We start from the raw sequence: 26,229 nt of genomic DNA on the forward strand, positions 1-26,229 counted from the left end.
CTCGCTCCCCCTTTTTTGTTCGCTCCGGGCGAGTCTCATTCCTCGCATCGTCGTAAGCGGGCAAGCTCTGCCCGGCCAAGTGGCGTGATGCGCAGAATCAAAGCAGAACGCGCGACAGCGTCCCCGGGCTCTGGAAGATTTGCTTCGATGAGTTCGGCTGCGGCCAGCACCGCTGCGCATTGAATGTCACCCTCATCGAGAACGGCCAACGGGAAAGTCGCATCCTCGATGCGTCGTAGAAAGTCAAGTGGCATTTCGTATCCTTGTGCGATGCACTGCCGCACATCGGTATCCGCAATGTCTGCGGTGTCCCACTCCCCGATCGTATGGTGGCAGGTGCTGAGCGAGCAGAGCGTAGGCCAAGGGCGACGATCGAGCCCCCATCGAAGTGCAGGTGACCTTTGTTGACACTCTCTCGCGCAGTTCTTCACACACGCCGCCCGGGGCCCGGCCGGAGAATCGACCCGCGGCGGCCCTAGCCGCATCCTCAGGTCATGTCGATGACCCTTCGACCCGCTTCGGCGGGTCTTTTTTTGGCGCCTGCAGCGGCGGCCACTGGCCCGCAGCACGCATCAGCAGCACGAAGGCCTGGTAGGTCTCGGGCTCCGGCGCCCCAGCCGGGAAGAGCGCGTGGCGGCCAGCGTTGCAGCGCCTGCAAGCGGCCACAATGTTGCCGCGCGAGTCCTTACCGCCGTCCATGCGCGCGACCAGGTGCTCGGCCGTCACGTCCTTGCCCATGGGCCGGCAGCAGTAGATGCAGGTACCACGCTGTGCACGGCGGGCGCGCTCTCGATTTCGTTGACGTTGTGATTTCCGCATTGGGAACTCCTAAGGTTGAACTTGGAAGTCCCCGCTGGCACTTGGTGCATTGCGGGCGCCGTGCCTTGGGCTATCGGCGGGTGCGATCTTGGATCGCACGGTCGGGCATCAACCCGAGCGGGCGGATTCTAAAGCGCGACACGCTGCCGCGACAATCCCCGCATGCCCACCCTCTACCGCGTGCGGATCGAGATCAGCGATGGATCGCTTGCCGTGATGGTGGGGGCCGATGGCGCGAGGTATCTCTGCAGGATGTGGCAGCGAAGACCCAAAGTTACTTGCGCTTCTTTTCGGAGTACTGCTCGATCAAGAGGTCCGCGAGGTCATCCGCAATTGAGAAGATCTTTGCCTCGGGAGTTCGCCCACAGACCTTGTCCGTGTAGAAGCGCAATACAGAAACGTCAGGTACGTCCAGGATCGTGGCGCCGTTCGAGTTTTTGCTTGACAGGAAGCCTTGCACCCACGAGATCATCATCGAGTCTGCGACAGCATCCTTCGGTTGTCTGTTTTGCACCTTTCGCGCCTTGGTCCAAGCCTCGCATGTCTCACCGCCCGCGCCGGCAATTACGGTATCTGCGCGCGACAGACCGGTCGCGAACAACATGGCTGCCGGAAGAACGTATTGAATGAATTTCACGCGCTCATTGTCTATCGCAAGCCACGGCAGGCGGTGGCCACGCGCTGGTCAATGCACCTCGACACTTGGCAGCAGGTGCATACCGATTCGCTCCGTGAGCTCCGGGTAGCTGATAGGCCGGCCAGCCTGAGCGTCGGCAGAATTTGGCTGCCAATGGGCCCAGGCCTTGCCTTTGCTTTCGTCATAGACCAGCTTGAAAAGATGGGTAGGCACGCGCACGCGGCTCGCCCCGACTGTCAGGCTTTTCGGCCCGAACACCGGCCCGGTGATCACGAACACATTGCCTCTGGCGCGCAGCGCGTAGCGGCGCGTGTCCTGCTCGATCTTGGACCAGGCGCCGGAGTTCTGCGACGGGTTCTGCGGAACCATGTTCGCCAGTGAAAAACTCTGGGCCATCGCCGTTGCATTCGGCATGTCACCGGCCGGCGCCATGTGCCCACGGGCGTAGCCAGAGCCCTTGTAATCGCTCAGCTCCGCGCGCTCGCCGCGCGGCAGCCGGGCATCCGCAAAAAATTTGTTGGTGCGCTTTTCGTTGGCATCTTCGATGCTCGCGCGAGTGAGCCGCTCGGCCACAAACACCGGCGTCTTAGTCGTGCCGCTGTGCAGGATTGCGAAGGCGTCGTAGCAAAGCTCGCGCTTCATGGGGGCCTGCGGAATCGTGCTGGGCGAACACAAAGACAACACGAAGACGAACGTCGCCCGGCTGGTGCAGTTGAACTCCCGCGCGATGGAATACCTGCGCGCGCAAAAAGAGCACAGCTTCCTCATGGCCGACGGTTGGATGTTCCCGGACCCGAAGACTCGGGAGCGCTGGGTCGACGACTGGACGCCGCGCGAAATGTACTGGCGCCCGACCCTGAAGCGGCTGGGCATTCGTTACCGCAGCCCGTACGAGACTCGGCACACCTACGCCACCATGCTGCTCATGGCGGGCGTAGCACCAGCCTACGGGGCCAAGCAGCTTGGACACTCCGTCGAGATGTTCCTGCGGACTTACGCAAAGTGGATGGACGGAGGCCAAAACACCGTCGAGATGGGAAAGCTGGAGAACCTGCTGAGCAACCGGGCCCCCTCCCCGAAGAAGGTAGGCCGAGCGTCGAAGTAGACCTCAAAGGCTGCTTTCTTCCCTGATTCTTCCCCGAGATTTGGGAAATATGCGCGCTACAGAGGGAAACTGTTGGCCTGCCCGGAGGGGATCGAACCCCCGACAACCTGCTTAGAAGGCAGGTGCTCTATCCAACTGAGCTACGGGCAGATGCAAACCGGAGAGAACCCAGGAGAATCAACGACTTAGACGTCTTTGTTTCCGGGCCGGCAGCGGCGCAGATTCTACCCAGTTCCGCACTTGGCCCCGTGTGGCGACGCTGCCGATTCGGCAACCTTCTCATGGCCCGGAACGAAAAATGCACGCAGCCTGTAAAGACTGTGTGCATTTCGATTTTTTGGTCGGGGCGAAAGGATTCGAACCTTCGACCCTCTGGTCCCAAACCAGATGCGCTACCAGGCTGCGCTACACCCCGACAAGCCTTCTATTCTAGCCCGGATATTCGCCCGTTCCTGAAGTTTCTCAGCGTTTCTCGTACTGGGTCTTGCCGAAAAGGATCTCGCGTTCCTTGTCGCCGGTGATGGGCTGGCGCAGATCAGCCAGCACTTTCACGCCGCGTTGCACGGCAGGGCGCGCCGCGATGACGTCGAACCAAGCCTTCAGATGAGGGAAGTCGGTAAGCGTGATGCCCTGGTTCTCCCAGCTGCGCAGCCAGGGGAAGATCGCGATGTCGGCAATCGAATAGCTCTTGCCGGCAATGAACTTGCTCTTCGACAGTTGCTTGTCGATCACGCCGTAGATGCGCTTGGCTTCGTTGGTGTAGCGGTCGATCGCATAGGCGATCTTCTCGGGCGCGTACATGCGGAAGTGGTGAGCCTGTCCGAGCATGGGGCCGACGCCGCCCATCTGGAACATGAGCCACTGCAGCACGTCATAACGCTCGCGGTCGCCCGCCGGAAGCAGCTTGCCGGTCTTGCCCGCCAGGTAGACCAGGATGGCGCCCGATTCGAAGAGCGAAATCGGCTTGCCGTCCGGACCGTCGGGGTCGGTGATGGCGGGGATCTTGTTGTTGGGGCTGATCTGCAGGAAGTCGGGCGCAAACTGATCGCCCTTGCCGATGTTCACAGGGTGCGCGCGATACGGCAGGCCGCATTCCTCGAGCATGATGTGAATCTTGTGGCCGTTCGGCGTGGGCCAGGAATAGACCTCGATAGGCTGTGCAGACATATGTCTCGGGCTCCGATGGATGTGATGCGTGCCCGGCAGCATATACGTGCCCTCCCGATCGCGTGCACGACCGGGATTTGCGTTCAGTCTGACGCCGTCCCGCCCGGCTTGGAAGGCAGGTCGCCCTCCCGCAGCTTTCGGCCGACCCACATCATTCCAGTTTCGTAGTTCGCGGCACCCACCTGGATGCCGCCCACGGTGCGAAGCGCGCCGGTTCCGTCGTCGGTGGCGGGCCCCTCGCCCGTGTACTCGCCGGGAACCAGCAGGCGGCCGTCTTTCAGGAAATCGGCAATGCGCAGCTCGCGCATCGCGCGGCCCCAGTGCCACTGCTTCTTGATGTCATAGGTGCCCGCCTTCTTCGGGGGCTTGGATTTCTTCATGTGCCTCGGTCGCTCGCAAAACAAACAGGCGCCAGCATAGCCTGCGCCTGTCAGCGCATCAGAGCTGGCCGTTGGCGCCCCGCTCTTGCGCAATCAGAAGCTCCTCCCCCTCCTCGCGGGGCCCGACATTCAAATCTTCCGACATCCCCTTCAGCACCACATACCCGGCCTGCAGCGCCTCGATGTATGTTGAAAAGCCTGTCGCGGCTTCCATCAGCGGCTCGAATTCCATCGAGTTGTCGAAGGACTCCAGGAGCACCCAGAAATAGTCGCCTGCGTCGTGTTGGTCGACAGTCAGGGCAATGGAAATAAGTTGGCCAGCCATTCACTCATGGTGACAACGCCAAGTGACAGTTCGGCTTCCGGGTGAAGTAAGCCGCGTGACTCGTTATCAGGCTGCTTCGAGAAACGCAAAGCCCATGGTCCTCGCGTGATAGTGCAGTCCGCCGTCCTGCACGATCAGGAAGCGCGCGCCATCCACGCCCTGGTTGTGGTGCGAGTGCGGCGCACCCGGCGGCGTGACGAGCGTTGCCCATGGCTCCCACGGGCAATGCGCATCGCCCACGACGGAATGGCAGCCCTCGCCCTGCACCACCAGCGTCACCGCGGCGGAGTTGTGGCGGTGCGAACGCTGCCAGGTGCCGGGAGACAGCGTGTTGAAGCTCAGCGTCAAGGTCGGCGTGAGGTTGCGTGCGGCGGCCTGCCTGTCGGACGAGAAGATCAGCGCGCGGCCCGAGGTCTCGTCGCGCGTCCCGGTCGAAAAGATCGTTGCGAACTGCCGCTCGATCTCGGCGGCCGGATAGTGAACGACGTCGATGGATGCATCCACCACCGGCGCAGGCTCCGCGCGCTCGAAGGCCAGCTGAGGCTCGTTGCCGACGCTCCACAGCAGCGCGCCTTCAGGCCCGCCCGCAAGGCGGTAGCCGGTGGCACCGGGCAGCAGGAACACGTCGCCCGCGCCAAACTCGAAGCCATCGAACGCGCCGTCGAGCCGCCCGCTGCCGGAAATCACGTACCAGACCGCTCCGGTCGCGCGCACGTCCAGCGGCAACGGCATGTCGCCGGGCGCGATGCGCACATAGCGCGCGAGCATCAGCGGCGTGGTGGCCGCAAAGCCGCTGCCCAGCGCCTCGGACTGGTCGCAATCGAAAACACCGAACTGCCCTTCCGGCGGCGGCGAAAAGAGCCGCGCGGGCACTTCGGGCAGCTTCACGTTGAAGGCGTTGCCGGAGTTGAAGAAACGCGCGCGTGCCTGCGCCGCGCTGGCTGGCGCGCCCGGATGCTGCATCGGCAGATCCGCCATGTCGGTGACGGTTTCGTTCACGGTGCCGCCCCTTCCCCTGCACCCGCATACGGCAGCAGCACCCGCAACAGCACATTGGCGCCGGCGGCCACATGCTCGGGCTCGGCCCATTCGTGCTCGGCATGGCTCACGCCGTCGCGGCAGGGAATGAAGATCATCGCGCTCGGACACAGCGGCGCCATGTGGCGCGCGTCGTGGCCGGCGGCCGAGAGAATCGGCATATGCAACTCGCCGATGCTCTCGGCGGCCTTGGCAATCGCCTGCTGCAGCGCGGGGTCGAAACCGTTGGAAGGCGCATCGACCAGCGGCGTGACGGTGGCCTCGCAAGGCGCTGCGAAGGTGTCGCACAGCATGCCGATGCGCTCGCCCAGATATGAAAGCACGGCGTTGTCGGGGTGGCGCAGGTCGATGCGCAAGGTCACGCGCTCGGGCACGACCGAAGGCGCGTTCGGCTCCACCTGCAGGCGGCCGATGGTGAACTTCACGGCTTCGTCGTAGCCGCCGATCTCCGCATACAACGCACCCGCGATGCGCGTGAAGGCTTCGAGCGCATCGCGCCGGTAGACCATCGCGAGCGTGCCCGCGTGGCCTCGCTCGCCCTCGATCACGATGTCGAATGTCTTCTTGCCCTGGATGCCGGTGACGACGCCGATCACGTGCTCCTGCGCTTCCAGCAATGGCCCCTGCTCGATGTGCGCCTCCACATAGGCCTTCACCGGAAAGCCCAGGGTTCGCCGCCGCAGCGCGGGAAACGCCGCATGCAACGCATCGAGCGCATCGGCGACGGAAACGCCCTGCGCATCGCGCACCGCGCGCACGGCTTCCAGGCTGCGCACACCGGCAAAGGCTTCGGAGCCCATCATGCCGGGCGCAAAGCGCGAGCCTTCTTCGTTCATCCATGCGACGCAGACGATGTCCACCGGCGGGCGCACGCCGCGCTGCGCCAGCGTGGTCAACACCTCCAGTGCGGCCACCACGCCATACACGCCGTCGAAGCGCCCGCCGCCGGGCTGGCTGTCGAGATGGCTGCCCGCGAGCACCGGCGGTGCATCGCGGTCGGTGCCGGGCAGCGCGATGAACAGGTTGCCGGCCGCGTCGGTCGAAGGCTCCAGGCCGGCCTGCAAGGCCCAGTCGATCATGGTGCGCCAGGAAGCGATTTCTTCCGCGCTCAGCGCCTGCCGGTCGACGCCACCGCCCGGCGTGGCGCCGATGCGCGCGAGCGCCATGAGGCGGTCCCAGAGGCGCGTGGCGTCGATGCGCCAGGCGCCCTGTTGTGCATGGGTGATCGTGGCTGCGTCGGCGTTCATGGTCAGTCGGTCTTCATGATCTGGCTGGGCAGCGCGCGCGGATCGCGCGGCTTCCACTGGCCGGCTTCGACCTGTGCGAAGAACTCGGCCAACAAGGCGTTGAAGGCGGCGGGCTCTTCCAGGTTGAGCGTGTGGCCGGTCTTGGGCATGACCGCGAGGCCGCAAGCCGGCACGGTCTTCTTGAGGAAGATGCCGGGCTGCAGGCAATGGTCGTCCTCGTCGCCGACCACCACGAGCGAGGGCACTGGCATCGCGCGCAATTCGCTCTCCAGGTCGTAGATCGACGGGCGCCGCGCCTGTACGCCGCGCATGGTGTTGGCAGCCCCCAGCGCGTCGTGCTCACCGAGCCACGTGGCAAATTCCTGCCAGCCGCGCGGGTCCTTGTTCTGGAACTGCACGCGGCTCGCACCCAGCGAATAGGTACGCGCAAATTTCTCGGAGCCCTGTGCCTCGAATTGCCTGGCCACTTCGAGCGAGACGCCGCGGAAGTACTCCTCGTGTTCTTTCTCCGCGCCGTAGCCCGCACCGGCAATCACCAGCGAAGCCGCGCGCGGCGCATGACGCAGGCCGAAGTGGAGCGTCGCGAAGCCGCCCATCGACAGCCCCACGATGTGCGCGCGCTGCAGTCCCAGCGCGTCCATCACGGCGGCGATGTCATCGGCCGCCGTGGCCTGCGAATAGCGGTCCACGTCGGCGGGCACGTCGGACGGCGGATAGCCGCGCGCGCCGAAGGTCACGCACTGGTGGCGCCGCGCGAAGTAGCGCATCTGCGGCTCCCAGCTGCGGTGGTCGCCGCCGAACTCGTGCACGAACACGATGGGCGTGCCGCTGCCGGCGGTTTCGTAGTACAGGCGAACGCCGTCTTGCGTGGTGGCGAAGCTCATGGTTCGCCTCCTCAGAACAGCGCGGCCGTGGCCGGCAGCGTGCGCGCGCGCTCGACCGCTTGCGGCAGCACATCGCACAGCGCCTGCGCCCACGCCTTCGGCACGGTGGTCGAGATCTTGATGAAGCGGTGGCCGAAGCGCGGCGTGTGGTAAGTGCCCTGCCGCACCATGATGTCGTGCTCGCCAAGCGCGGTGACCAGCGCCTCGGGCGTCACGCCCGCGCCGGTGCACTCGACCACGATGAAGTTGGCCTGCGACGGGAACACCGGCACCAGGAAGCCCGGCAGCTTTGCGAAGGCGTCGACGATCATCCGCTGGTTCTCGCGCTGCTGCGCGATCACCTCGGCCATCCATTCGGCCTTGACGCCCAGGCCCGCGATGGCGGCGCGCTGTGCCAGCACGCTGGCCCCCAGCGGCGCCTGCGAATGCGGCAGGATGCGCGCCAGCAGCTCCGGCGACGCCACCAGCGCGCCCAGCCGCAGGCCCGCAAGGCCCAGCCACTTGGAGAAGCTCACGATGGTCACCGTGCCTTCCGGATAGAAGCGCGAGGCCAGCGTGTGGCTGTCGGCAAAGTCGCGGTAGGTGCAGTCGTGGATGAGGATCGCGCCGATCTCCCGCGCACGGTCCGCGAAGGCGCGGATCTCGTCCTCGGTGTAGGTGGTGCCCAGCGGGTTGTTGGGGTCCACCAGGTAGATGACCGCGGTGTTCCCGTCGGTCGAAGCAGCCAATGCCTCGGCCGACAGCTTGAAGCCGTACTCGGGCCCGTAGATCGGAATTTCGGTGATGGCACAGCCGGCCTTGGCCGCGAACTGCAGCGGCCACTTCCAACCCGGGTCGGTGGTCACGAAGCCCTTGCCTGCTTCGCAGAAAGCGCGGCAGGCCAATGCGAGCGCGGCGACCGCGCCGTCCGTCACCACGGCCGACTGGTTCGGCACGCCCAGGTCTTCCACGATGGCCGTGCGAAGCGCCTCCATGCCCAGCGGCGGCGCGTAGGCGTGAAAGCTCTCGTCGTCGATGGCATCGTGCAGCGCCTTGCGCACCGCGGGATGCAGCGGAAAGTGGTTGGTGTTCTGGCCCAGCCACATCAGCTCGGGGTTGGTGAACAGGCGGTCGAAGTAGCGGTTGCGGGTTTCCGCGTCGCTGGTCACGGCCGGCACCGCCACGGCGGGGTTCAATGCCGCGTTCATGCCGCGAGCCTCCGGGCCTGTTCGGCCTCGACCACCTTCTTGCTGGTCTTGATGATCGAGCCGCGCGCGGCAATGCCGCCGTCGATGGTCACGACCGTGCCGGTGATGTAGCCCGCGCGCGCCGAGGCCAGGAACACCATCAGCTCGGCCACTTCTTCCGGCGTGGCGGGACGACCGCCCGGGTAGTTGTCGAACAGCTCTTCCCAGCGGCCTTCGTCGCCGTGGGTGTCGAAGGCACGGCGCTTCATGAGCTTGACCATGCGGTCGGTGGCCACCGGGCCGGGGTTCACGCCCACCACCCGGATGCCGTCGTCCAGGCTCACGCCGCCGAGCGCGCGCGTGAAGGCCATGACCGCCGCGTTGCCGGTGGAACCGGCGATGTAGTTGGCGTCCCAGTTCTCGCCGGAGTTGCCGATGTCGTTCACGATCACCCCGCCGCCGGCGGCCTTCATGCGTGCGTAGTAGATCTGCGTGAGCTCCATGTAGCCCAGCACCTTGAGCTGGAAGCCGCGCCGCACCACCGCGAAGTCGAGCGACTCGATGGGCCCGGCCGGAATGTCGCCCGCGTTGTTCACCAGGATGTCGACATGGCCGGCCGCCTCGGCCAGCTGCGACATGGCGCCGGGCGCGGCCAGGTCCATGGGGTGGATGCGCACGTTGATGGGGTAGATCTTCTCGATCTCTTCCTTTGCGGCTGCCAGAGCCACGCCGTCGCGCGCGGCCAGGTGCAGGTGGCAGCCTTCGGCCGCGAAAGAATGGGCGGCTGCGAGGCCGATGCCTTTGGAGGCGCCGGTGATGAGTACGGTCTTGCCTTCGAGTTCGAGTTTCATGGCGTGATGTCCTGGGATGCGTTCGAGAGATCGGGTTCGTTGAAAGAGCTTGGTCAGGCGCCGCCCGCGTCCTGCTCGGACAGCGCGGCGATGAGGTCGACGATGTCGTCCTCGAGCAGGCTCACGTGGTCGATGGCGGACGAGAATGCCGCTTCGGGGTCGTTGCGGCGAATGGCGTCGAGGATGGCGCCGTGCTCGCCGATGGTGGCGGTCATGCGGCCGGGCTGGAAGGTGACGTAGCGGCGGTACACGCGCACGCGCTTGCGCAGCGCGCGGGTCTGCTCGGCCAGGTAGTGGGTGTTGGAGGCCTCGTACAGCGCGTCGTGGAAGTCCTGGTTCACGTCGTAGAAGCGCGAGTGGTCGCCCGAGGCGAGGATGCTGGTCAGCTCGTCGTGCAGCCTGCTCATGCGCAGCTTCTGCGCCTCGGTGGCGCGACGCGCGGCGAACTTGGCGCACAGGCCTTCCATCACCGCCATCATCTGGAACATCTCGATGAGCATGGGCAGCGAGATGCGCGCCACGCACACGCCGCCCTGGCGGCTTCGCAGGTCGACGAGGCCGGTGGCGGCCAGCGCCTTGAGCGCCTCGCGCACCGGCGTGCGCGACACCTTGAAGCGCTCGGCCAGCTCGGCTTCGTCGAGCCGCGCGCCGGGCTTCATGACGCCGCTGACGATCAGGTCTTCGAGCGTGTCCTTCAGTTCGTCGGACAGCGTGGCGCCCTTGCCGCGCTGGCGCTCGCGCCCGCGCAGCGCCGTGGGTTCCACCATTTCGGGTTCGTCGTGTTCCATGTTCTTGCCTTCCTTCTTGTGGTTGTCTTCGGTCTTCGAACGCGGGGCGCTCTGTGAGATTGATTCGAGTGTCAGAACGGGCGGTCGCCAGCCACCGTGGTGCGATGCATCACGCGGCGGTACACGTTGTCGTCGTACGGCGTGGCGCGGTGCATGGTGCAGCGGTTGTCCCACACCAGCAGGTCGCCGGCGAGCCACTTGTGGCGGTAGCTGAACTCGGGCGAGATGGCGTGCGCATTCAGCTCGGCCAGCAGCGCGGCGCTCTCGTCGGCGGGCAGGCCGTCGATGTGCTTGACCACGTCTTCGCCGACGTAGAGCGACAGGCGGCCGGTTTCGGGATGCGTGCGCACCAGCGGATGCACCACGTCGGGCGTGGCAGCCAGTTGCTCGGGCGTGAGCGGGTTGCGGTCGGCGAAGGCCTTGCCGTAGTAGTTGGCGTAGCTGTGCGTGGCCGTGAGATGGCGGATGCGCGCCTTCATGTCGTCGTCCAGCGCGTCGTAGGCGGCGTGCATCGAGGCGAAGAAGGTGTCGCCTTCCACCGGCGGCACCTCCAGTGCGTAGAGCAATGCGCCCATCGAGGGCTCGGCCTTGTACGACAGGTCGGAGTGCCAGTTCCAGCCTTCCTTGTGGTTGCCGATGGGCTTGCCGTTTTCCGACACGTTCGACAGCACGTAGACCTCGGGGTATTCCTTCTTGAGGAACTGCGTGAGCACGTGGCCCAGCAGCGTGCCGAAGCGGCGCGAGAAGGCGACGTGCTGCGCCTCGTTGATGCGCTGGCCGCGAAACAGCAGCACCGAGCGCTGGTTGAGCGTGTCGCGCAGCACGGCGAAGTCGGCGTCGTTCACGGGCTCGCGCAGGTCGATGCCTTTGACTTCGGTGCCGATGAAAGAGGTGAGGTTCTCGAGTTGCATGGTTGGAGGATGTCTCAGGGATTGAGGAAAGAAACGGCTGTCAGAGCCGGTAGTCGGGCTGGGTGCGCTCCAGCATGCGCAGGAACGCGGGCCATTCGCGCGTGCCGGGCGGCAGGATGTCGCCGGCGAATTCGGTGAACTGGCGCGCGGCCAGCTCGCTCGCTTCGGTCTGCGGATACACCAGCGATTGGCCGGGGGCCACGCCGCCTTGAGCAAGCAGCTGCACCTTGGCCGCCTTCTCGAAGTAGTACATGAGGATGAAGGCCTCGGGAATGGTGCGGCCCACCGTCAGGATGCCGTGGTTGCGCAGCACCAGCGTGTGGTGCGGGCCCAGGTCGCGCACCAGCCGTTCGCGCTCGCCGGTTTCCAGCGCCACGCCTTCGTAGTCGTGAAACGCCGTGTGGCCCTGGTAGCGCATCGCGAACTGGCTGAGCGGCGCAAGGCCGTCGGGCATGGCCGCGATGGCGGTTCCGGCCTCGGAGTGGGTGTGCAGCACGCACAGCGCGTCGGGCCGGCCCGCGTGGATGGCGCTGTGGATCACGAAGCCGGCCTGGTTCACCTCGGCATCGGTGGCGTCCACCTTGTTGCCGTCGAGGTCGATCTTCACCAGCGAAGAAGCCGTCACTTCCGAAAACAGCAGCCCGTACGGGTTGATGAGGAAGTGATGCTCCGGCCCCGGCACGCGCGCCGAGATGTGGTTGTAGATCAGGTCGTCCATGCCGAAGTGCGCCACCAGCCGGTAGCAGGCGGCGAGCTGAACGCGCAGCTCGGCTTCGGTTTGCGGATATGCCGCGGGATTGTTCTTCGCCACGTTCATCATCGCCACCACACCAGTTTCTGGTCGATCCATACGAGCAGGCCGTAGAAGACCATGCTCGCCACCGATGCGATGAGCACCGCCGACCACACGCTCAGCAGGTCGACCTGCTGCGTCGACTCATAGATCATTCGCCCGAGGCCCGCGTAGGCGCCCAGCATCTCGCCGACGATCGCGACGATCATGCTGCGCGGCACGCCGATGCGCAGCGCCGTGACCACCGAGGGCATCGCCACCGGCAGGCGCAGGCGCCACACGATCTTCAGTTGCCCCGCCCCGAAGCTGCGCATCAGGTTCACTGCCGCCAGGTCGGCCTGCTTCAGGCCATGCAGCGCATTCACCAGCATGGTGAAGCCGACGGCCAGCGCCACCAGGGCGATCTTCGACGCGGCACCGAGCCCGAACCAGATCAGGAACAGCGGCGCATAAGCCACGGTCGGCACGGCGTTGACCGCAACCGCCAGCGGCATCACGATGCGCTCCAGCGGCGGCGCCATCAACAGCAGCACTGCCAGCAGCAAGCCCAGCACGCTGCCCAGCGCATAGCCGCCCAGCGCCTCGCCCAGCGTGGCCAGCAGCGCGGCCATCAAGCGGCCCGTGTCGGTGAAGGCATGCTGCACGATCGAACCCAGGCTCGGCAGCACGAAGGGCGGAATCTTGAAGAGCAGGATCGCGCCCTCCCACACCACCAGCAGCACGGCGATGCTCAGCACCACCGGCACCACGGGCGAAGCCATCAGCTTTCGCTGCGCCACCATACGAGCCTCCTTTCCACGAAGGTGAGCAGCCCGTAGAGCAGCGCACCCATCAACCCGCAGGCGAACATCACCACCCACAGCCGCACCACGAGGTCGGCGTTCATCGCTTCCATCAGCATCACGCCCAGGCCCACGGTTTCGCCGAACCATTCGCCCACCACCGAACCGATCAGGCTCAGGCCGATGGCCACGCGCAGCCCCACCATGATCTGCGGCAACGCCGAAGGGACGGCCAGCTTGAAGAACATGACGAGGCGGTTCGCGCCGAAGCTCCTCATCAGCGCAATGCGCTGCGGGTCGCACGACTTCAGCCCGCGCAACGTGTTCACCGTCACGGGAAAGAAGGTCAGGAAGAACGCGGTCATCACCTTGGCCAGCAGCGAGTTGCCGAACCAGATGACGATCAGTGCGCCGAAGGCCACCACCGGCACCGTCTGCGACACCACGAACAGCGGGAACACCGAACGCTCCATCCAGCGCGAATAGGTGAACACCGTGCCGCAGAAGCAGCCGAACACCGCGCCCAGGGCAAAGCCGAGCACCGTCTCGAGCAACGTGCGGCCGAAGCCGCGCACCAGCTGCGGCCACACCGACCAGGCGTCCTGCGCGATGGCGCTGAGCGCCGGCAAATAGCGCGGCGACGGCGCGAAGGCGTGCACGTACAGCTCCCACACCAGCGCCAGGCCCAGGAAGGCCAGCGCGGGCGAGCGCACGGCGCGCTGCAGGAAGGTGTTCACGGCGCGGTGCCCTCCTGCGCGAAGGTCTTCTGGCTCTCTTCCTCGATCTCGGCCAGCAGGCGCTGCTTCAGGCCGATGAACTCCGGCGTCAGCACCACAGAAGGATCGCGCGGGCGCGGAAGGTCGATCACGGTCTCGCTCTTCACCGTTCCGGGGCGCGCCGTCATCACCAGCACCTTGTCGCCGAGCAGGATGGCTTCGTCGATGTCGTGCGTGATGAAGAGCACCGTGCGCCGGTGGCGCGCCCACAGCTCCAGCAGCCAGTGCTGCATGCGGGTGCGGGTGAGCGCGTCGAGCGCGCCGAAGGGTTCGTCGAGCAGCATCAGGTCGCGCTCGAACAGGAAGGTGCGCATCAGCGCCACGCGCTGGCGCATGCCGCCCGACAGCTGGTGCGGATAGTGGTTGGCGAAACCGGCCAGGCCGAACTCGGGCAGCATGGCGCGGGCACGTTCGCGCGCTTCCTTGCGCGGCGTGCCTTCCACCTCGAGCGCGAGGATGGCGTTGTCGAGCACCGTGCGCCACGGAAACAGCAGGTCGCGCTGCGGCATGAACGACACCTTGCCGAGCAACTGGCCGTCGCGCTGCGGCGCGCCGCCGAACAGCAGCGAGCCGTCGTCGTCCGGCGGCAGCAGGCCCGCGATCATGTTGAACAGCGTCGACTTGCCGCAACCCGAGGGGCCCACGAGCGTGACGAACTCGCTCTTCGCGATCCGCAGGTTGACGCCGGACACCGCAACGGTCCGCGCCTGCGCTTCGCCGAAGCGCTTCCACACGTTGACCAGCTCGAGCATGGGCGGCGCTGTGTCGGCAACCGCCGGCGGCATCACTTCGTGAGGCATGAACTTCATGGCGCGGCGGCTCAGAACTTCTTGTCGCCGGCCGGCACCTGGTTCCAGAAGCTGGCGTCATAGGCCTTCGACAGGTCGGCCGGTGCCTTCAGCGCCTTGTAGCCGACGAGCTGCGTCTGCATCTTCTCGACGGTCGGCAGGTCGATGGCCAGGATGCCGTCGGTGGTGCCCTTGCCGGCCTTCACCAGCTTCTCGAACTCGTCGAGCATGGCTTCCTGGTGTGCACGGTTCAGGCTGGGCGCAGCAGCCATGACGATGTCGATGGCCTCCTTCTTGTTCTGCAGCGCGTACTTCCAGCCCTTGATGGTGGCGTTCATGAAAGCCTGCACCTGCTGCGGCTTCTCGTTGCGGTATTTCTCGGACACGAGCACCGTGTCCTGCTGCACCACCACGCCGTAGTCGTCGGGCTTGATGAGCGTGAGCTTGTCGCCCAGGCCCTGCTCTTTCAGGGTGTTCAGCTCGTTGTAGTAAGTGGCGGCGGCCACGTCGAACTGCTTCTCGACGAAAGGCGCCATGGAGCCCGACTGCGGCACGATGGTCAGCTCGCTCTGCTTAACGCCGGCCGAGGCGAGCATCGAATACAGCGTGTACTGCGTGCCGGTGAACCAAGTGGCGACTTTCTTGCCCGCGAAGTCCTTCACCTTGGTGATGCCGGAATCCTTGTAGGTGACGTAGGTGAACGGCGTGTTCTGCACGGTCACGCCGATGCACACCAGCGGCAGGCCCTTTTCGCGTGCGAGCAGCACGGTCTCGGTGCCGCCTGCCAGGCCGAAGGTGTCGTTGCCCGAAGCCACGAGCGTCTCGACGTTGAGGTTGGGGCCGCCCGGGTTGATCGTCAGGTCGAGGCCCGCCTGGTCATAGAAGCCCTTGGCCTTGGCCACGTAGAAGCCGGCGAACTGCGCCTGCGCCAGCCACTTGAGGCGCACGGACACCTTCTCCGCGGCGGACGCGGGCATGCCCGTCAGAAGAGCCATCGACGCTGCGACGGCGGCCAGGATACGCAAGGACTTGAAAGACATTGGAAGGCCTCTTGAATACAAAAAATACTCATAGCAGTATTCATGCCATGCACTTTCAGGCTGTTTTCTTGATGAATCTTGAGCAATTGGCCCGGAATGTGCACCGGAGTGCAGCTCCCGCCCCAACTTCGAACCCTGATGAACCAAGTCCATGCGCTGACCGATCTTTCCGCCCGCGAGGCTGCCGAACAGATGGCGCGCGGCGAGTTGCGCGCCACGGACTACGCGCAGGCGCTGCTGGCGCGCGCCGAGGCCATTGCGCCCTTCGGCGCCCTGCTCCATCTGGACGCCGGCCAACTGCTCGCTGCGGCGGCCGCGCTGGATGCATCGCCCAGGCCCGCACCCGGCGCGCAGCCGCTGCGCGGCGTGCCACTCGCGTTCAAGGACAACATCGACGTCGCCGACATGCCGACCACCGCCGGCAGCCCGTGGATGGCGGACCACCGGCCGCGCGTGCATGCCGGCGTGACGCAGCGGCTCATCGATGCCGGCGCGCTGGTGCTCGGCAAGACGAACCTGCACGAGTGGTCGCAAGGCGTCACCGGCCACAACCACGGTTTCGGGCCGTCGCGCAATCCGTTCGACAGCACGCGCATCACCGGCGGCTCGAGCGGCGGCAACGCTGCGCTGCTGGGCCTGCGCGCCGCGCCAGCGGCCATCGGCACCGACACGGGCGGCTCGGTGCGCGTGCCGGCCGCGCTTTGCGGGCTGGTCGGCTACAGGCCCACGGTGCACCGCTGGCCGGACGACGGGCTGGTGCCGATATCGCCGACCTTCGACACGGCCGGCGTCATGGCCCGCTGCGTGGACGACTGCGTGCTGATCGACCATGCCGTGGCCGGCGGGCCGCTGCGGCTGGGCGCGATGCCGCTCATGGGCGTGCGCCTGGGCGTGCCCGAGGCCTATTTCTGGGAAGAACTCGATCCACCCGTGGCCGAACTGGCCCGCGAGAGCCTGCGCGCCCTGCAGGCGGCGGGCGCGGTGCTGGTGCCTTGCGACCTCGCGGAAGCCGGCGCGCTCTTCCAGGAAGGATCGATGTCGATCTCGCTCCACGAGATCCTGCCCGCGCTGGCCGCCTACTTCGCGCGCCACCAGCGCCCCTTCGACGCACGCGCGCTGACTGATGCGGTGGCGAGCCCCGACGTTCGCCCGCTGTTCGAGCGGCTGTTCGGCGACAGCGCCGTCACGCCCGAGGCCTATGCCCACGCGCTGAACGTCTTGCGGCCGCGCATGCAGGCGGCCTACCGCGATTGCTTCGCCCGGCACGACATCGCGGCGCTGGTGTTCCCCACCAGCCCGCTGACCGCCGCGCGCATCGGCGAGGACGTGCAGGTCACGCTGTGCGGGCGCCCGACCTCGGCTTTCTCAGCCTACATTCGCAACACGGGCCCGGCCGGCATGGCCGGACTGCCGGCCGTGAGCTTGCCGATCGGCCTGACCCGCGACGGCCTGCCCGCTGGCCTGGAACTCACCGGCCCCGAAGGCGCCGATTCGCTGCTGCTGGCGCTCGCGCTGGGCGTCGAATCCGCCTTGCCGCACGCACCAGTTCCGGGCGCGTTGCAAGGGCTGGCGCGCAGCTGAAACCCGGATCGCCAAAACACTACATCCCTTCACGCAACAGGCCTTCACGCCTTGCCACGCAATCGGCGATGCTGGAGGCATGCCCATCGCGAATTCGTCGAATTCCCTGCCACACCGCCGCTCCGGATGGCGTACCGCCGCGCTGATCTACACGGTCGCGGGCACCGTCTGCATCCTCGGCTGCGCGCTGGTGCCGGAGAGCGACGTGGGCATGCTCGTGGCCATCGCGGGCGGGCTGCCTTGGTCGCTGAGCCTGCTCACGCTGGGGCTTTCTCCCGGCGTGGCGAATACGGCGCTGCTGATGCTCACGGCCAGCTGGGCGCTCAATGCCGCGCTGCTTTGGTGGATGGCGCTGCGGCGACCGGCCCGGCACTCGCCGTCGCACCTGGCCTGACCTTGCAGCCCCGGGCAGCGCGGGACCGGACGGCCGATCATTGGACATGCAGCTTATCCGCCAGCGAGCGATTTGGCGCGGCGTGCGCTCGAGCAGGCCGCGGCCGACTGCGTCCTCAAGACTTGCAAGGCCCCGATGTCGAGTGTGTTCATTTCGGTGCGATCATTTCGCCACGCACTTTCCCGCGCTCCGCCGCTTCGACACCTCCCGCAAAGGCTCCCCCACGATGTTCCTGGACACGCAACCCAACACCCCGCTGATCGGCGCGCCCAACGGCCGCCAACAGCTCGACACGCCCGCACTGCTGATCGACCTGCCCGCCATGACGCGCAACATCGAGCGCATGGCCGCCTTCGCCAGGTCGCGCGGCATCGGGCTGCGCCCGCACGTGAAGACGCACAAGTCGGTCGAGATCGCAAGGCGCCAGGTGGCTGCCGGCGCCATCGGCGTGAGCTGCGTGACCATGGGCGAGGCGGAGGTGATGGTGGACGGCGGCATTCCTGGCGTGCTGATCACCTCGCCTGCCGTCACGCCGAGCAAGATCGCGCGCCTCATCAAGCTCGCGCAGCGCGCGCGCCCCGGCGACGTGATGGTGGTCGTCGACAACCCGCGCAACCTGGCCGACCTGGCGCAGGCCGCAGGCACGCTCGCGCATCCGCTCGACGTGCTGGTGGACTACGGCGCGGGCTACAACCGCACCGGCGCCGCCACCCAGGCGCAGGTGCTCGAGCTCGCCGCGCTGGTGGCCGCAGAGCCGCGCATGCGGCTGCGCGGGCTGCAGTCGTATGCGGGCAACCTGCAGCACATCGTCGAGCGCGACAGGCGCAGCGCGGCTGCAGCCGGCCTGCGCGAGACCGTGGCGGGCATCGTCGCGGCGGCCGAACGACAGGGCCTGCGCTTCGAGATCGTGACGGGCGCGGGCACCGGCACGCACGACCTCGATTCGCAGGAAAACGCCTTCACCGAGCTGCAGGCCGGCTCCTATGTGTTCATGGACGCGGAATACACGAACGTGCTGGCCTCGGGCGGCCAGCCCTCGCCCTTCGAGGTGTCGCTTTACGTGCAGACGGCCGTCGTCAGCACCAACGCGGCGGACTGGGTCACGGTCGATGGCGGCACCAAGTGTTTTTCCACCGACAGCGGCGTGCCGCTGGTGGCGCGCGGCGTCGATCCCGCGGCGAGCCGCTACGCCTTCTTCGGCGACGAGCACGGCAAGCTGCTGCTGCCCGCCGATGCACGGCCCGCGCTCGGCGCGCGCGTGGAGTTCATCACGCCGCACTGCGACCCGACCGTCAACCTGCACGACGCGTACCACGTGGTCGATGGCGACGCGCTGGTCGCGATCTGGCCGGTGGATGCGCGCGGCAAGCGATAGGCGGCATAAGAAAACTCGGAAAGCGCATTTCACAAGCGCGTCGCGGGGGCGGACAGTCGGGGGCACATGGAATCCCTCATCGAAGCAACGAAATCCCCCGCCGCGCACGTCGGCGGCGCACAGGCCCCCTCTTCCGCACAGCTCTTCGCGCGCTTTCGCCCCGTCTTCCGGCGCATCGCCGAACACGCGGTGCAACGCGAAAACGAGCGCGAACTCGCCTACGAGCCGGTGGCATGGCTCAATGCCGAGCGCTTCGGCGCATTGCGCGTGCCGCTGGCGCATGGCGGCATCGGCGCCTCGGTCGCGCAGCTCTACGACCTGCTGATCGAACTCGGCGAAGCCGACTCCAACCTGCCGCAGATACTGCGCGCGCACTTCGGCTTCATCGAAAGGCTGCTCGCGGAAATCGACCCCGCGCTGCACGGTCCGTGGATGCGCCTGGCGGCCGAGGGCGTGATCTTCGGCAACGCCACCACGGAGCTGGGCGACGGCTCGCTCACCACCATGCAGACCACGCTGAAGCCCGACGGCGACGCGTGGCTGCTCGACGGCGACAAGTACTACAGCACCGGCACGCTGTACGCGGACTGGATCTCGGTGTCCGCGCAGCGGCTGAACGCCGACGGCAGCAGCGAGCGCGTGATCGCGCTGGTGCCGGCGCAGGCCGAAGGCGTGGAGCGCATCGACGACTGGCGCGGCATCGGCCAGCGCCTGAGTGCGTCGGGCACCACGCGCTTTCGCAACGTGCGGGTGAAGCCGGGCAACGTGCTGCTGTACGTGCGCGACCAGCCCACGCCGCTCACCGCGCATTTCCAGCTGATTCACCTGGCGACGCTGGCGGGCATCGCGCGGGCCATCGTGCGGGACGCGGTCGCCTTCGTGCAGGCGCGCAAGCGCATCTACAGCCACGGCAGCGGCGACACGCCGCGCGAAGACCCGCTGGTGCAGCAGGTGATCGGGCAATTGGCGAGCGCTGCGTTCGTTGCGGCATCCACGGTACAGGCGGTGGCGCGCGGCCTCGATGAAGTCGACCGCTTCCGCCAGCGCAACGAGGCCGCGCCCGAAAGCCTGTTGTTCGAAGTGGAGCTGGACACCGCCAAGGCCCAGGCCGGCATCGTCGACCTGGTGCTGCAGGCCGCTACGCGGCTGTTCGACATCGGCGGCGCCTCGGCGCTGCAGGAGGACCGGCGGCTCGACCGGCACTGGCGCAATGCGCGCACGCTGGCGTCGCACAACCCGACGATCTACAAGGGCCGCGTGGTGGGCGACCACCTGCTCAACGGCGCGCGGCCGACTTTCTATTGGGCAGTGGGCGCCATCGCGTCGTGAGGCGCGCGGCGAGCGCCGCGCTCAGACGCGCGGCAGCGCCGCCAGGAAGGTAGACACCACGATCGCGGCCGCGCGGTCGAGCTGGAGGATGCCCTCCACGTCGAAGGCGTGCGGCGCCGTGCGTCCACTCGAGCCGAGCGGCTTGCGGATCTCTACAAGAACTTCGGCCGCGAGTTCGCGGTCGCTGCGCGGGCTGCCGTCGGGGTGCATCACCCATTCGTTGACTTGATCGAATGGAATGCTGCGGAAGACCCCGACGATGGGGACGTACTTGTAGCGATCCTCGCCCACCAGGATGGGCACGCTGAGATTGCAGAAAAACGTGGTCGTCGACATGCAGGATCGCCGTCGCTAGGCAAAACGTTCAATTGTTAATGAGTGTGGCGTCAGGAGCCATCCTTCTCTAGGGCAAACACGGGGAAAGACGTGACCTTCTGCACAGAAACTGTGTCCAAATTCATTCATTTTCCCCTTAAAACAACTACTTTATTCTTACATAAACCAGTTTGAAATGCACTTCCCACGCGCCACGGGGGCTTCCGCGGGGATTTAACGAGCGCAAAACGTTTACAAAACGCAACGCGAGCGGTCCCGGAGTTACCGGCCGCTCGCGCAGTCTTGACTGTATGGCTGAATGAAAGTTGGTGGCCCGCCCGCAGGCGAAGGCCGGCGGCGTCAGGCGGGCGTGTCGAAACGCGGGGCGCGCCGCTCGATGTTGGCCTTCACGGCCTCGACCTGGTTCGCGCTGCCGATCAGCGCCTGCTGCTCGACCGATTCGGCCATCAGCAGGTCGGCGGCACTCTGGTGCGCCGACGCATTCAGCAGCCGCTTGCCGGCGCGAATGGCGTCGGGGCTCTTGCCCGCAATCTCGTGCGCCATCTGCAGGGCATCGGCCAGCGGGTCGGCCGACAGCCGCGTGGCAAAGCCGATCCGGAGCGCTTCCTCGCCAGAGAAGATGCGGCCGGTGAAGGTGAGTTCGCGCACCACGTCGGCACGCGCCAGTTCGCGCATCAGCACCATGCCGGCCATGTCGGGCACCAGGCCCCATTTGATTTCCATCACCGAGAGCTTCGTGTCTGGCGCGACGACGCGGATGTCCGCGCCCAGCGCCACCTGCAGCCCGCCGCCGAAGGCGACGCCATGCACGGCCGCGATCACCGGCACCGGCACTTCCCGCCACGCCATCGCGACCTGCTGCGCCGCATTCGCGATGCCGTGCGTGCGCGCCAGCAGGTCGGTGCCAGCGGCGCCCTCGCCCAGCACGCCGGCCGCGCCCTGCTGCATGCGTTCGAACGACGCCATGTCGAGCCCCGCGCAGAAAGCCTTGCCGCGCCCGGAAATGACCACCGCCCGCGCCGCCTTGTCGTGGCGCAGCGCTTCGCCGGCGGCGATCAGCGCGTCGAACATGGCGGGGTCGAGCGCGTTCATCTTGTCGTCGCGCGAGAGCTGCAGTTCCACCACGCCGTCGGCGTGGCGGGTCCATTCGATGCGGTCGGTCATTCGATGTCTCCTGGGCGGTCCGGGCGCGAGTATCGCCCGGCACGGCGCTCGGCGATGATGGCGGCTGTCGCCTACACAACAGCTTCCGCCATGCCATTGGACCGCCGCCGCTTTCTTCTTCAATCGGGCTCCGCCGCCGCCGTCGTGGCGCTGTTCGGCCAGGGCTGCGCGGCACCCGCCGCCGGGAAAGCCGATGCCGGCGTGCTCGGCTTCACGGGCGTACCCGCATCGCTGCGCGACGGCGTCGCCATACCGCCCGAATACGAATGCCAGCTGCTCTACCCCTGGGGCACGCCCACCGGCATCGCGGGCCGCATGCCGGCTTTCGCGACCGACGCCTCAAACAGCGCCGACGACCAGGCCGTGCAGGCCGGCATGCACCACGACGGCATGCATTTCTTCGCCCTCGACGCCAGCGGCGACCGCGGCCTGCTCGTGATGAACCATGAGTACACCGACGAGCAGCTGCTGCACGCCGACGGCGCCAGGCAATGGACGCCGGAGAAGGTGCGCAAGTCGCTCCATGCGATGGGCGTGTCGGTCATCGAGATCCGCCGCACGCCCGAAGGCTGGCGCCAGGTGCTGCCTTCGCAGTTCGCGCGGCGCGTGCACGGCAACACGCCGATGCGCATCGCCGGCCCGGCCGCCGGCACGCCGCTGATGCGCACCGCCGCCAACCCGGCGGGCGACGCGGTGTTCGGCACCTTCGCCAACTGCGCGATGGGCGTCACGCCCTGGGGCACCTACCTGACCTGCGAGGAAAACTTCCACGGCTATTTCGGCGGGCCGAAGGAAGCCGCCTCGCGCATGACGGCCGCGCAGCGCCGCTACGGCACGGTGCCCGGCTCGCAGTGGGTGGAGTACTGGCGCTTCGACGAGCGCTTCGACCTGAGCCGGCATCCGAACGAGGCGCACCGCTTCGGCTGGGTGGTCGAGATCGACCCGTTCGACCCCGCCGCCACGCCCATCAAGCGCACGGCGCTGGGCCGCAAGCGGCAAGAGAGTGCGACATGCACTGTCGCGAAGGACGGCCGCCTCGTGGTCTACATGGGCGACGACTCCCGCTTCGAATACATCTACAAGTTCGTGAGCCGCGACAAGGTGCGCCCCGGCACCGATGCCGCCGCGCGGGCGGCCAACCGCCACCTGCTCGACGACGGCACGCTGCACGTGGCGCGCTACGACGCCGGCGGGCGCGGCCGGTGGCTGGAACTCACGCACGGCCGCAGCGGCCTCGACGCGGCCGGCGGCTTTGCCGACCAGGCCGAAGTGCTGGTCCACGCGCGGCTGGCCGGCGACGTGGTCGGCGGCACCAAGATGGACCGGCCCGAATGGATCGCGGTGCATCCGCAGTCGGGCGAGGTCTACGTCACCCTCACCAACAACAGCCAGCGCGGCGACGCCGGCAAGCCCGGCCCCGACGCCGCCAACCCGCGCGCCAACAACCTCTTCGGCGGCATCCTGCGGTGGCGCGAGGACGGCGGCGACGCCGCCAGCACCGGCTTCGCCTGGGACCACTTCGCACTCGCCGGCGATCCGGCGCAGCCCGGCAGCGGCGCGCGCTATCCCGCGGCAGAGGCCGACATGTTCGGCGCGCCCGACGGCCTGCACTTCGACCAGGGCGGGCTGCTCTGGATCCAGACCGACATGAGCGGCCAGGTGATCGGCAAGCCGCCCTACACCTCGCTGGGCAACAACCAGATGCTGTGCGCCGACCCGGCGTCGGGCCGCATCAAACGCTTCCTGACGGGGCCCAACGGCTGCGAGATCACCGGCTGCGTGGTGACACCCGACCGGCGCACGCTGTTCGTCAACATCCAGCACCCGGGCGAGGCGCGCGACGACGGCGACAGCAAACACAACAGCGCCTGGCCCGACGGCACCGTGCCGGGCAGCGCGCGCCCGCGCTCGGCAACGCTGGCGATCCGGCGGCGGGACGGCGGCATCGTCGGCACCTGAGACAGTATTCGAGAGAAGAAAGGAAAGCCCCATGAGCATCCGCATCGTCCGCCTGGGCACACCGCGCGCCGATGGCGAAGGCCTGCGCGTCGGCACCGTGCGCCGTCCGCCGCGCGGCGTGCCGAAGGCCGAGTTCGCATCGCAGAACTGGTACGACGTGTGGTACCCCAACCTCGCGCCGTCGGTCGAGACGATGAAGCAGGCGCAGGAAGCGCAGACGCCCGCGCAATGGAACGCCTTCGTGCGCAAGTTCAAGGCGGAGATGGCCGAGTCCGACGCAAGCCGCAGCCTCGACCTGCTGGCCGCGCTCTCGCACGGCACGGCCCTGTCGGTCGGCTGCTATTGCGAAGACGAGTCGCACTGCCACCGCTCCGTGCTGCGCAGCCTGCTGGCCGAGCGCGGTGCGGACATCGCGGACTGAAGACCGCCGCCGTCAGACCTGCGGCGCGCCCAGGAACACCGGCAGGCTCTCCGCCCGCGCGGCGTAGGCCGACAGCGCGGGAAAGCCGTCCGCCGCAATGACGTCAGGCAGCATCAGCTGCGTGAAAGACCAGGCCACCGCCGTCGAGACGCCGGCCTGCGTCATCGTTTTTTCATCGGCGGGCAGCGGTGATGCCGCCACCTCGCGTTCGAGCGCCGCATAGGCCGCCAAGAGCTGGCCGCGCACCCTGTCCACCCAAGGCTGGTGCAACTTCTCGGCCGGCCGCAGGTTGTGCTCGTAGACGATCTGCACGGTCTTCTCGCAGGCCGCGAGCGCGAGCCCGGTGATGCGCAGGGCGCGCACCCGTTCGGCAAGCGCGGCAGGCATGAGGCTGCGGCCGCTCAGGGACTCGGCGTAGTCGATGACAAGCGTCGAATCCATCAGCACCGTGCCGTCGTCGCAGACCAGCGTGGGTGCCTTCACCACCGGATTGATCCCGCGAAACTCTTCGAAGGTGCTGAAGACCGAGACCGGCCGGTGCTCGAAAGGCACGCCGAGCAGCCGCAGCGAGATGGCGGCGCGCCGCACGTAGGGTGAGTCGAGCATGCCGACGAGTTGCATGGGTTCTCCTGGAAAAGATGGCCGCCACGTTACCCGGCAAGCTTCTCGCGGCGAAGTGCAATCCATCGAAAATCGCCGCCTCGGACCGATCGATCATCGGCGCGCAACCTCCCCGACACGCACATGAACATCGACAAGAAAGACCGGCTGATCCTCGAAGCGCTGCAGGCCGATGCACGGCAGAGCCTTGCCGCGCTGGGCAAGCGCATCGGCCTGTCGCAGCCGGCCATGAGCGAGCGCGTGCGCAAACTGGAGGAAGCCGGCGTGATCGAAGGCTACGGCGCGCGCGTCAACCTGCGCGCACTGGGCGTGGGCCTGCAGGCCATCATCCGCATCGAGACCACGCATGCGGGCATCGCCCGCTACCTGAAGCTGTTCGAGGCCATGCCCGAAGTGCTGAGCGCCGACCGCGTCACAGGGGAAGACTGCTTCATCGTGCGCTGCGCGATCGCGGAGCCGGCGGACCTGGAGCGCGTGGTCGACGCGCTGGCGGTCGACGGCGCGGTGACCACGTCGCTGGTGCTGTCGAGCCCGGTCAACAAGCACGTCACCGTGCATGCGGCCCGGCTGCCGAAAAAATAGGCGCTCAGCGCTGCGCCTTGTCCTTCTGGTTCTGCGCCTCGATGCGTTCGCGCGCGGCCTGCCAGTCGGCGTCGCTCCACTGGCGCAGTTCGTAGAAATTGCCGCCGGTGGCCAGTGCGTTGCCGCCGTCCATCATGATGCTCTGGCCGGTGAGCCAGTCGCACTGGCCGGGCGCCATCAGGAAAGAAGCCAGGTTCTGCAGCTCGCTCATGCGGCCGGTGCGCGCCATCGGGTTGGTCTGCTTGCTGCGCGCGCCGGGCTCCTCGCCGGGGTTCAGGCGCTTGCTCATGCCTTCGGTGGGAATCTCGCCGGGGCCGACCGCATTCAGGCGGATGCCGTGCCGCGCCCACTCCACCGCGAGCGACTTGGTCATCACCTCGATGCCGGCCTTGCTCATGGCCGAGGGCACGACGTAAGGGCTGCCGTTGTCGACCCAGGTGACGATGATGCTCATCACGCTGCGGAAGGCGTCGCCCTGCTTCCACTCGCCCGCCTTGGCCTGCGCCACCCAGCGCTTGCCCACGGCCTGCGTCACGTAGAAGCTGCCGTGGAACACGATGTTGGCGATGGCGTCGAAGGCGCGCGGCGAGAGGTTCTCGGTCGGCGAGACGAAGTTGCCCGCCGCGTTGTTGACCAGGCCGGTGAGGCCGCCGCTCTGGAACAGGCTCTCGACCATTTCGTCGACCTGCTGCGCGATGCGGATGTCGACGCCGAAGGTGTCGATGCGCCGGCCCGGAAACTGCTGGCGCCATTGCGCGGCCGTTTCCTCGCAGACCGACTGGCGCCGCCCGCAGATGGCGATGTCCGCGCCCAGGCTCAGGAAGCGCTCGGCCATCGCGCGGCCCAGGCCGGTGCCACCGCCGGTCACGAGAATGCGCTGGCCGCTCATCAGGGAAGCTTCAAACATGGTTCGTCTCCTGTCGTTTGCATGTGGTCGAGGCAGCGGCAAGGGAGGTGGCTGCCACCGGCA

The 26,229-nt window shown here is 67.2% G+C and carries 30 protein-coding genes, 2 tRNA genes and 1 pseudogene; 8 read left to right on the forward strand and 25 right to left on the reverse strand.

The features are described from left to right. Positions 1-35: 35 nt before the first annotated feature. The 4 genes and pseudogenes from QRN67_RS05095 to QRN67_RS05110 all read right to left on the reverse strand — a co-directional run. On the reverse strand, positions 36-254 hold the full coding sequence (locus QRN67_RS05095) for a hypothetical protein (RefSeq protein ID WP_285410884.1): 219 nt from the start codon (positions 252-254) through the stop codon (positions 36-38). A 238-nt stretch (positions 255-492) separates the two neighbouring features. After that, positions 493-819: an HNH endonuclease gene (locus tag QRN67_RS05100; RefSeq protein WP_285410886.1), complete on the reverse strand. Its 327-nt coding sequence runs from the start codon at positions 817-819 to the stop codon at positions 493-495. Positions 820-1,093: 274 nt separating this feature from the next. Continuing rightward, positions 1,094-1,456 (reverse strand): hypothetical protein, encoded by a 363-nt coding sequence (locus tag QRN67_RS05105; protein WP_285410887.1) that lies wholly within the window; start codon positions 1,454-1,456, stop codon positions 1,094-1,096. A 48-nt stretch (positions 1,457-1,504) separates the two neighbouring features. Continuing rightward, positions 1,505-2,122 (reverse strand): annotated as a pseudogene (locus QRN67_RS05110) (DNA/RNA non-specific endonuclease); the annotation flags it as partial. On the opposite strand from QRN67_RS05110, the gene QRN67_RS05115 reads away from it, so the two are divergent. Further along, a complete protein-coding gene (locus QRN67_RS05115) occupies positions 2,097-2,561 on the forward strand; it encodes a tyrosine-type recombinase/integrase (RefSeq protein WP_503010869.1) in 465 nt (154 codons plus the stop codon). The pseudogene QRN67_RS05110 and the gene QRN67_RS05115 sit on opposite strands and share 26 nt — an antisense overlap. 73 nt (positions 2,562-2,634) lie before the next feature. Here the strand turns inward: QRN67_RS05115 and QRN67_RS05120 are convergent. The 17 genes from QRN67_RS05120 to QRN67_RS05200 form a co-directional block, all read right to left on the reverse strand. Beyond that, positions 2,635-2,711 (reverse strand) — tRNA-Arg (locus tag QRN67_RS05120). A 188-nt stretch (positions 2,712-2,899) separates the two neighbouring features. Then, positions 2,900-2,976: transfer RNA gene (locus tag QRN67_RS05125), tRNA-Pro, on the reverse strand. 47 nt (positions 2,977-3,023) lie between these two features. Beyond that, complete coding sequence (locus QRN67_RS05130; protein ID WP_285410890.1) at positions 3,024-3,728, reverse strand: glutathione binding-like protein; 705 nt, start codon at positions 3,726-3,728, stop codon at positions 3,024-3,026. An 83-nt stretch (positions 3,729-3,811) separates the two neighbouring features. After that, positions 3,812-4,108 carry a hypothetical protein gene (locus tag QRN67_RS05135; protein WP_285410892.1) on the reverse strand — a complete coding sequence of 99 codons (297 nt, stop codon included), beginning with the start codon at positions 4,106-4,108 and terminating at the stop codon, positions 3,812-3,814. A 58-nt stretch (positions 4,109-4,166) separates the two neighbouring features. Further along, positions 4,167-4,433 (reverse strand): hypothetical protein, encoded by a 267-nt coding sequence (locus QRN67_RS05140; protein ID WP_285410893.1) that lies wholly within the window; start codon positions 4,431-4,433, stop codon positions 4,167-4,169. Positions 4,434-4,499: 66 nt separating this feature from the next. After that, a complete protein-coding gene (locus tag QRN67_RS05145; RefSeq protein ID WP_285410894.1) occupies positions 4,500-5,432 on the reverse strand; it encodes a cupin domain-containing protein in 933 nt (310 codons plus the stop codon). Continuing rightward, complete coding sequence (locus QRN67_RS05150; protein WP_285410896.1) at positions 5,429-6,718, reverse strand: Zn-dependent hydrolase; 1,290 nt, start codon at positions 6,716-6,718, stop codon at positions 5,429-5,431. Before QRN67_RS05150 ends, QRN67_RS05145 begins: the two co-directional genes overlap by 4 nt. 2 nt (positions 6,719-6,720) lie before the next feature. Further along, on the reverse strand, positions 6,721-7,602 hold the full coding sequence (locus QRN67_RS05155) for an alpha/beta fold hydrolase (protein WP_081269155.1): 882 nt from the start codon (positions 7,600-7,602) through the stop codon (positions 6,721-6,723). 11 nt (positions 7,603-7,613) lie between these two features. Continuing rightward, positions 7,614-8,789: a pyridoxal phosphate-dependent aminotransferase gene (locus tag QRN67_RS05160; RefSeq protein WP_285410898.1), complete on the reverse strand. Its 1,176-nt coding sequence runs from the start codon at positions 8,787-8,789 to the stop codon at positions 7,614-7,616. Continuing rightward, positions 8,786-9,619, reverse strand: coding sequence for an SDR family oxidoreductase (locus QRN67_RS05165; protein WP_081269153.1), 834 nt, complete (start codon positions 9,617-9,619; stop codon positions 8,786-8,788). Before QRN67_RS05165 ends, QRN67_RS05160 begins: the two co-directional genes overlap by 4 nt. A gap of 53 nt (positions 9,620-9,672) precedes the next feature. Continuing rightward, the gene (locus QRN67_RS05170) at positions 9,673-10,407 is read right to left on the reverse strand and encodes a GntR family transcriptional regulator (protein WP_081269152.1); all 735 of its coding nucleotides are present in this window, start codon (positions 10,405-10,407) and stop codon (positions 9,673-9,675) included. Between the two features lie 71 nt (positions 10,408-10,478). Beyond that, positions 10,479-11,318, reverse strand: coding sequence for a TauD/TfdA dioxygenase family protein (locus QRN67_RS05175; RefSeq protein ID WP_285410901.1), 840 nt, complete (start codon positions 11,316-11,318; stop codon positions 10,479-10,481). 40 nt (positions 11,319-11,358) lie between these two features. Then, the gene (locus QRN67_RS05180) at positions 11,359-12,138 is read right to left on the reverse strand and encodes a class II aldolase/adducin family protein (protein ID WP_285411150.1); all 780 of its coding nucleotides are present in this window, start codon (positions 12,136-12,138) and stop codon (positions 11,359-11,361) included. Beyond that, positions 12,135-12,893, reverse strand: coding sequence for an ABC transporter permease (locus QRN67_RS05185; protein ID WP_106934268.1), 759 nt, complete (start codon positions 12,891-12,893; stop codon positions 12,135-12,137). Before QRN67_RS05185 ends, QRN67_RS05180 begins: the two co-directional genes overlap by 4 nt. Then, a complete protein-coding gene (locus QRN67_RS05190) occupies positions 12,872-13,630 on the reverse strand; it encodes an ABC transporter permease (RefSeq protein WP_081269149.1) in 759 nt (252 codons plus the stop codon). Before QRN67_RS05190 ends, QRN67_RS05185 begins: the two co-directional genes overlap by 22 nt. Continuing rightward, positions 13,627-14,478, reverse strand: a complete 852-nt coding sequence (locus QRN67_RS05195) for an ABC transporter ATP-binding protein (protein ID WP_081269148.1) — start codon at positions 14,476-14,478, stop codon at positions 13,627-13,629. Before QRN67_RS05195 ends, QRN67_RS05190 begins: the two co-directional genes overlap by 4 nt. A gap of 11 nt (positions 14,479-14,489) precedes the next feature. Next, positions 14,490-15,497, reverse strand: a complete 1,008-nt coding sequence (locus QRN67_RS05200) for an ABC transporter substrate-binding protein (protein ID WP_285410904.1) — start codon at positions 15,495-15,497, stop codon at positions 14,490-14,492. Positions 15,498-15,635: 138 nt separating this feature from the next. On the opposite strand from QRN67_RS05200, the gene iaaH reads away from it, so the two are divergent. The 4 genes from iaaH to QRN67_RS05220 all read left to right on the forward strand — a co-directional run bounded on the left by iaaH (position 15,636) and on the right by QRN67_RS05220 (position 20,176). Beyond that, the gene (iaaH, locus tag QRN67_RS05205) at positions 15,636-17,078 is read left to right on the forward strand and encodes an indoleacetamide hydrolase (RefSeq protein WP_285410905.1); all 1,443 of its coding nucleotides are present in this window, start codon (positions 15,636-15,638) and stop codon (positions 17,076-17,078) included. A gap of 79 nt (positions 17,079-17,157) precedes the next feature. After that, on the forward strand, positions 17,158-17,472 hold the full coding sequence (locus QRN67_RS05210) for a hypothetical protein (protein ID WP_285410906.1): 315 nt from the start codon (positions 17,158-17,160) through the stop codon (positions 17,470-17,472). Between the two features lie 226 nt (positions 17,473-17,698). Beyond that, the gene (locus tag QRN67_RS05215; RefSeq protein ID WP_285410908.1) at positions 17,699-18,847 is read left to right on the forward strand and encodes a DSD1 family PLP-dependent enzyme; all 1,149 of its coding nucleotides are present in this window, start codon (positions 17,699-17,701) and stop codon (positions 18,845-18,847) included. A gap of 66 nt (positions 18,848-18,913) precedes the next feature. Further along, positions 18,914-20,176, forward strand: a complete 1,263-nt coding sequence (locus tag QRN67_RS05220; protein ID WP_285410910.1) for an acyl-CoA dehydrogenase family protein — start codon at positions 18,914-18,916, stop codon at positions 20,174-20,176. Positions 20,177-20,197: 21 nt separating this feature from the next. Here the strand turns inward: QRN67_RS05220 and QRN67_RS05225 are convergent, their stop codons facing one another. Together QRN67_RS05225 and QRN67_RS05230 are read right to left on the reverse strand one after the other, a co-directional pair. Continuing rightward, complete coding sequence (locus QRN67_RS05225) at positions 20,198-20,512, reverse strand: hypothetical protein (protein ID WP_081269142.1); 315 nt, start codon at positions 20,510-20,512, stop codon at positions 20,198-20,200. 339 nt (positions 20,513-20,851) lie between these two features. After that, positions 20,852-21,676 (reverse strand): crotonase/enoyl-CoA hydratase family protein, encoded by an 825-nt coding sequence (locus QRN67_RS05230; protein ID WP_285410912.1) that lies wholly within the window; start codon positions 21,674-21,676, stop codon positions 20,852-20,854. A 90-nt stretch (positions 21,677-21,766) separates the two neighbouring features. Here QRN67_RS05230 and QRN67_RS05235 point away from each other — a divergent pair, with 90 nt between their 5' ends. Both QRN67_RS05235 and QRN67_RS05240 read left to right on the forward strand, forming a co-directional pair. Further along, a complete protein-coding gene (locus QRN67_RS05235; RefSeq protein WP_285410914.1) occupies positions 21,767-23,635 on the forward strand; it encodes a PhoX family protein in 1,869 nt (622 codons plus the stop codon). 31 nt (positions 23,636-23,666) lie between these two features. Continuing rightward, on the forward strand, positions 23,667-24,056 hold the full coding sequence (locus tag QRN67_RS05240; RefSeq protein ID WP_081269139.1) for a DUF488 domain-containing protein: 390 nt from the start codon (positions 23,667-23,669) through the stop codon (positions 24,054-24,056). Between the two features lie 12 nt (positions 24,057-24,068). Here QRN67_RS05240 and QRN67_RS05245 read toward each other — a convergent pair whose 3' ends face one another. Next, on the reverse strand, positions 24,069-24,677 hold the full coding sequence (locus QRN67_RS05245) for a glutathione S-transferase (RefSeq protein ID WP_285410915.1): 609 nt from the start codon (positions 24,675-24,677) through the stop codon (positions 24,069-24,071). 123 nt (positions 24,678-24,800) lie between these two features. On the opposite strand from QRN67_RS05245, the gene QRN67_RS05250 reads away from it, so the two are divergent. Next, positions 24,801-25,259 (forward strand): Lrp/AsnC family transcriptional regulator, encoded by a 459-nt coding sequence (locus QRN67_RS05250; RefSeq protein ID WP_285410916.1) that lies wholly within the window; start codon positions 24,801-24,803, stop codon positions 25,257-25,259. A 4-nt stretch (positions 25,260-25,263) separates the two neighbouring features. Here QRN67_RS05250 and QRN67_RS05255 read toward each other — a convergent pair whose 3' ends face one another. Next, entirely contained in the window at positions 25,264-26,166 is a 903-nt protein-coding gene (locus tag QRN67_RS05255) for an SDR family oxidoreductase (RefSeq protein WP_285410917.1), read from the reverse strand. Positions 26,167-26,229: the final 63 nt, after the last annotated feature.

Origin of the sequence: Variovorax sp. efr-133-TYG-130, assembly GCF_030208835.1 — a bacterium.
Lineage (GTDB): Bacteria > Pseudomonadota > Gammaproteobacteria > Burkholderiales > Burkholderiaceae_C > Variovorax.

What these genes read in the sequence shown, in the direction of transcription:
- QRN67_RS05155 (WP_081269155.1), bottom strand. Translation starts at nt 7,602, where the DNA reads ATGAGCTTCGCCACCACGCAAGACGGCGTTCGCCTGTACTACGAAACC.
- QRN67_RS05115 (WP_503010869.1), top strand. Translation starts at nt 2,097, where the DNA reads ATGGGGGCCTGCGGAATCGTGCTGGGCGAACACAAAGACAACACGAAG.
- QRN67_RS05195 (WP_081269148.1), bottom strand. Translation starts at nt 14,478, where the DNA reads ATGAAGTTCATGCCTCACGAAGTGATGCCGCCGGCGGTTGCCGACACA.
- QRN67_RS05130 (WP_285410890.1), bottom strand. Translation starts at nt 3,728, where the DNA reads ATGTCTGCACAGCCTATCGAGGTCTATTCCTGGCCCACGCCGAACGGC.
- QRN67_RS05200 (WP_285410904.1), bottom strand. Translation starts at nt 15,497, where the DNA reads ATGTCTTTCAAGTCCTTGCGTATCCTGGCCGCCGTCGCAGCGTCGATG.
- QRN67_RS05225 (WP_081269142.1), bottom strand. Translation starts at nt 20,512, where the DNA reads ATGTCGACGACCACGTTTTTCTGCAATCTCAGCGTGCCCATCCTGGTG.
- QRN67_RS05175 (WP_285410901.1), bottom strand. Translation starts at nt 11,318, where the DNA reads ATGCAACTCGAGAACCTCACCTCTTTCATCGGCACCGAAGTCAAAGGC.
- QRN67_RS05185 (WP_106934268.1), bottom strand. Translation starts at nt 12,893, where the DNA reads ATGGTGGCGCAGCGAAAGCTGATGGCTTCGCCCGTGGTGCCGGTGGTG.
- QRN67_RS05095 (WP_285410884.1), bottom strand. Translation starts at nt 254, where the DNA reads ATGCCACTTGACTTTCTACGACGCATCGAGGATGCGACTTTCCCGTTG.
- QRN67_RS05220 (WP_285410910.1), top strand. Translation starts at nt 18,914, where the DNA reads ATGGAATCCCTCATCGAAGCAACGAAATCCCCCGCCGCGCACGTCGGC.
- QRN67_RS05170 (WP_081269152.1), bottom strand. Translation starts at nt 10,407, where the DNA reads ATGGAACACGACGAACCCGAAATGGTGGAACCCACGGCGCTGCGCGGG.
- QRN67_RS05150 (WP_285410896.1), bottom strand. Translation starts at nt 6,718, where the DNA reads ATGAACGCCGACGCAGCCACGATCACCCATGCACAACAGGGCGCCTGG.
- QRN67_RS05240 (WP_081269139.1), top strand. Translation starts at nt 23,667, where the DNA reads ATGAGCATCCGCATCGTCCGCCTGGGCACACCGCGCGCCGATGGCGAA.
- QRN67_RS05230 (WP_285410912.1), bottom strand. Translation starts at nt 21,676, where the DNA reads ATGACCGACCGCATCGAATGGACCCGCCACGCCGACGGCGTGGTGGAA.
- QRN67_RS05160 (WP_285410898.1), bottom strand. Translation starts at nt 8,789, where the DNA reads ATGAACGCGGCATTGAACCCCGCCGTGGCGGTGCCGGCCGTGACCAGC.
- QRN67_RS05250 (WP_285410916.1), top strand. Translation starts at nt 24,801, where the DNA reads ATGAACATCGACAAGAAAGACCGGCTGATCCTCGAAGCGCTGCAGGCC.
- QRN67_RS05180 (WP_285411150.1), bottom strand. Translation starts at nt 12,138, where the DNA reads ATGATGAACGTGGCGAAGAACAATCCCGCGGCATATCCGCAAACCGAA.
- QRN67_RS05255 (WP_285410917.1), bottom strand. Translation starts at nt 26,166, where the DNA reads ATGTTTGAAGCTTCCCTGATGAGCGGCCAGCGCATTCTCGTGACCGGC.
- QRN67_RS05165 (WP_081269153.1), bottom strand. Translation starts at nt 9,619, where the DNA reads ATGAAACTCGAACTCGAAGGCAAGACCGTACTCATCACCGGCGCCTCC.
- iaaH (WP_285410905.1), top strand. Translation starts at nt 15,636, where the DNA reads ATGAACCAAGTCCATGCGCTGACCGATCTTTCCGCCCGCGAGGCTGCC.
- QRN67_RS05215 (WP_285410908.1), top strand. Translation starts at nt 17,699, where the DNA reads ATGTTCCTGGACACGCAACCCAACACCCCGCTGATCGGCGCGCCCAAC.
- QRN67_RS05235 (WP_285410914.1), top strand. Translation starts at nt 21,767, where the DNA reads ATGCCATTGGACCGCCGCCGCTTTCTTCTTCAATCGGGCTCCGCCGCC.
- QRN67_RS05140 (WP_285410893.1), bottom strand. Translation starts at nt 4,433, where the DNA reads ATGGCTGGCCAACTTATTTCCATTGCCCTGACTGTCGACCAACACGAC.
- QRN67_RS05210 (WP_285410906.1), top strand. Translation starts at nt 17,158, where the DNA reads ATGCCCATCGCGAATTCGTCGAATTCCCTGCCACACCGCCGCTCCGGA.
- QRN67_RS05135 (WP_285410892.1), bottom strand. Translation starts at nt 4,108, where the DNA reads ATGAAGAAATCCAAGCCCCCGAAGAAGGCGGGCACCTATGACATCAAG.
- QRN67_RS05245 (WP_285410915.1), bottom strand. Translation starts at nt 24,677, where the DNA reads ATGCAACTCGTCGGCATGCTCGACTCACCCTACGTGCGGCGCGCCGCC.
- QRN67_RS05100 (WP_285410886.1), bottom strand. Translation starts at nt 819, where the DNA reads ATGCGGAAATCACAACGTCAACGAAATCGAGAGCGCGCCCGCCGTGCA.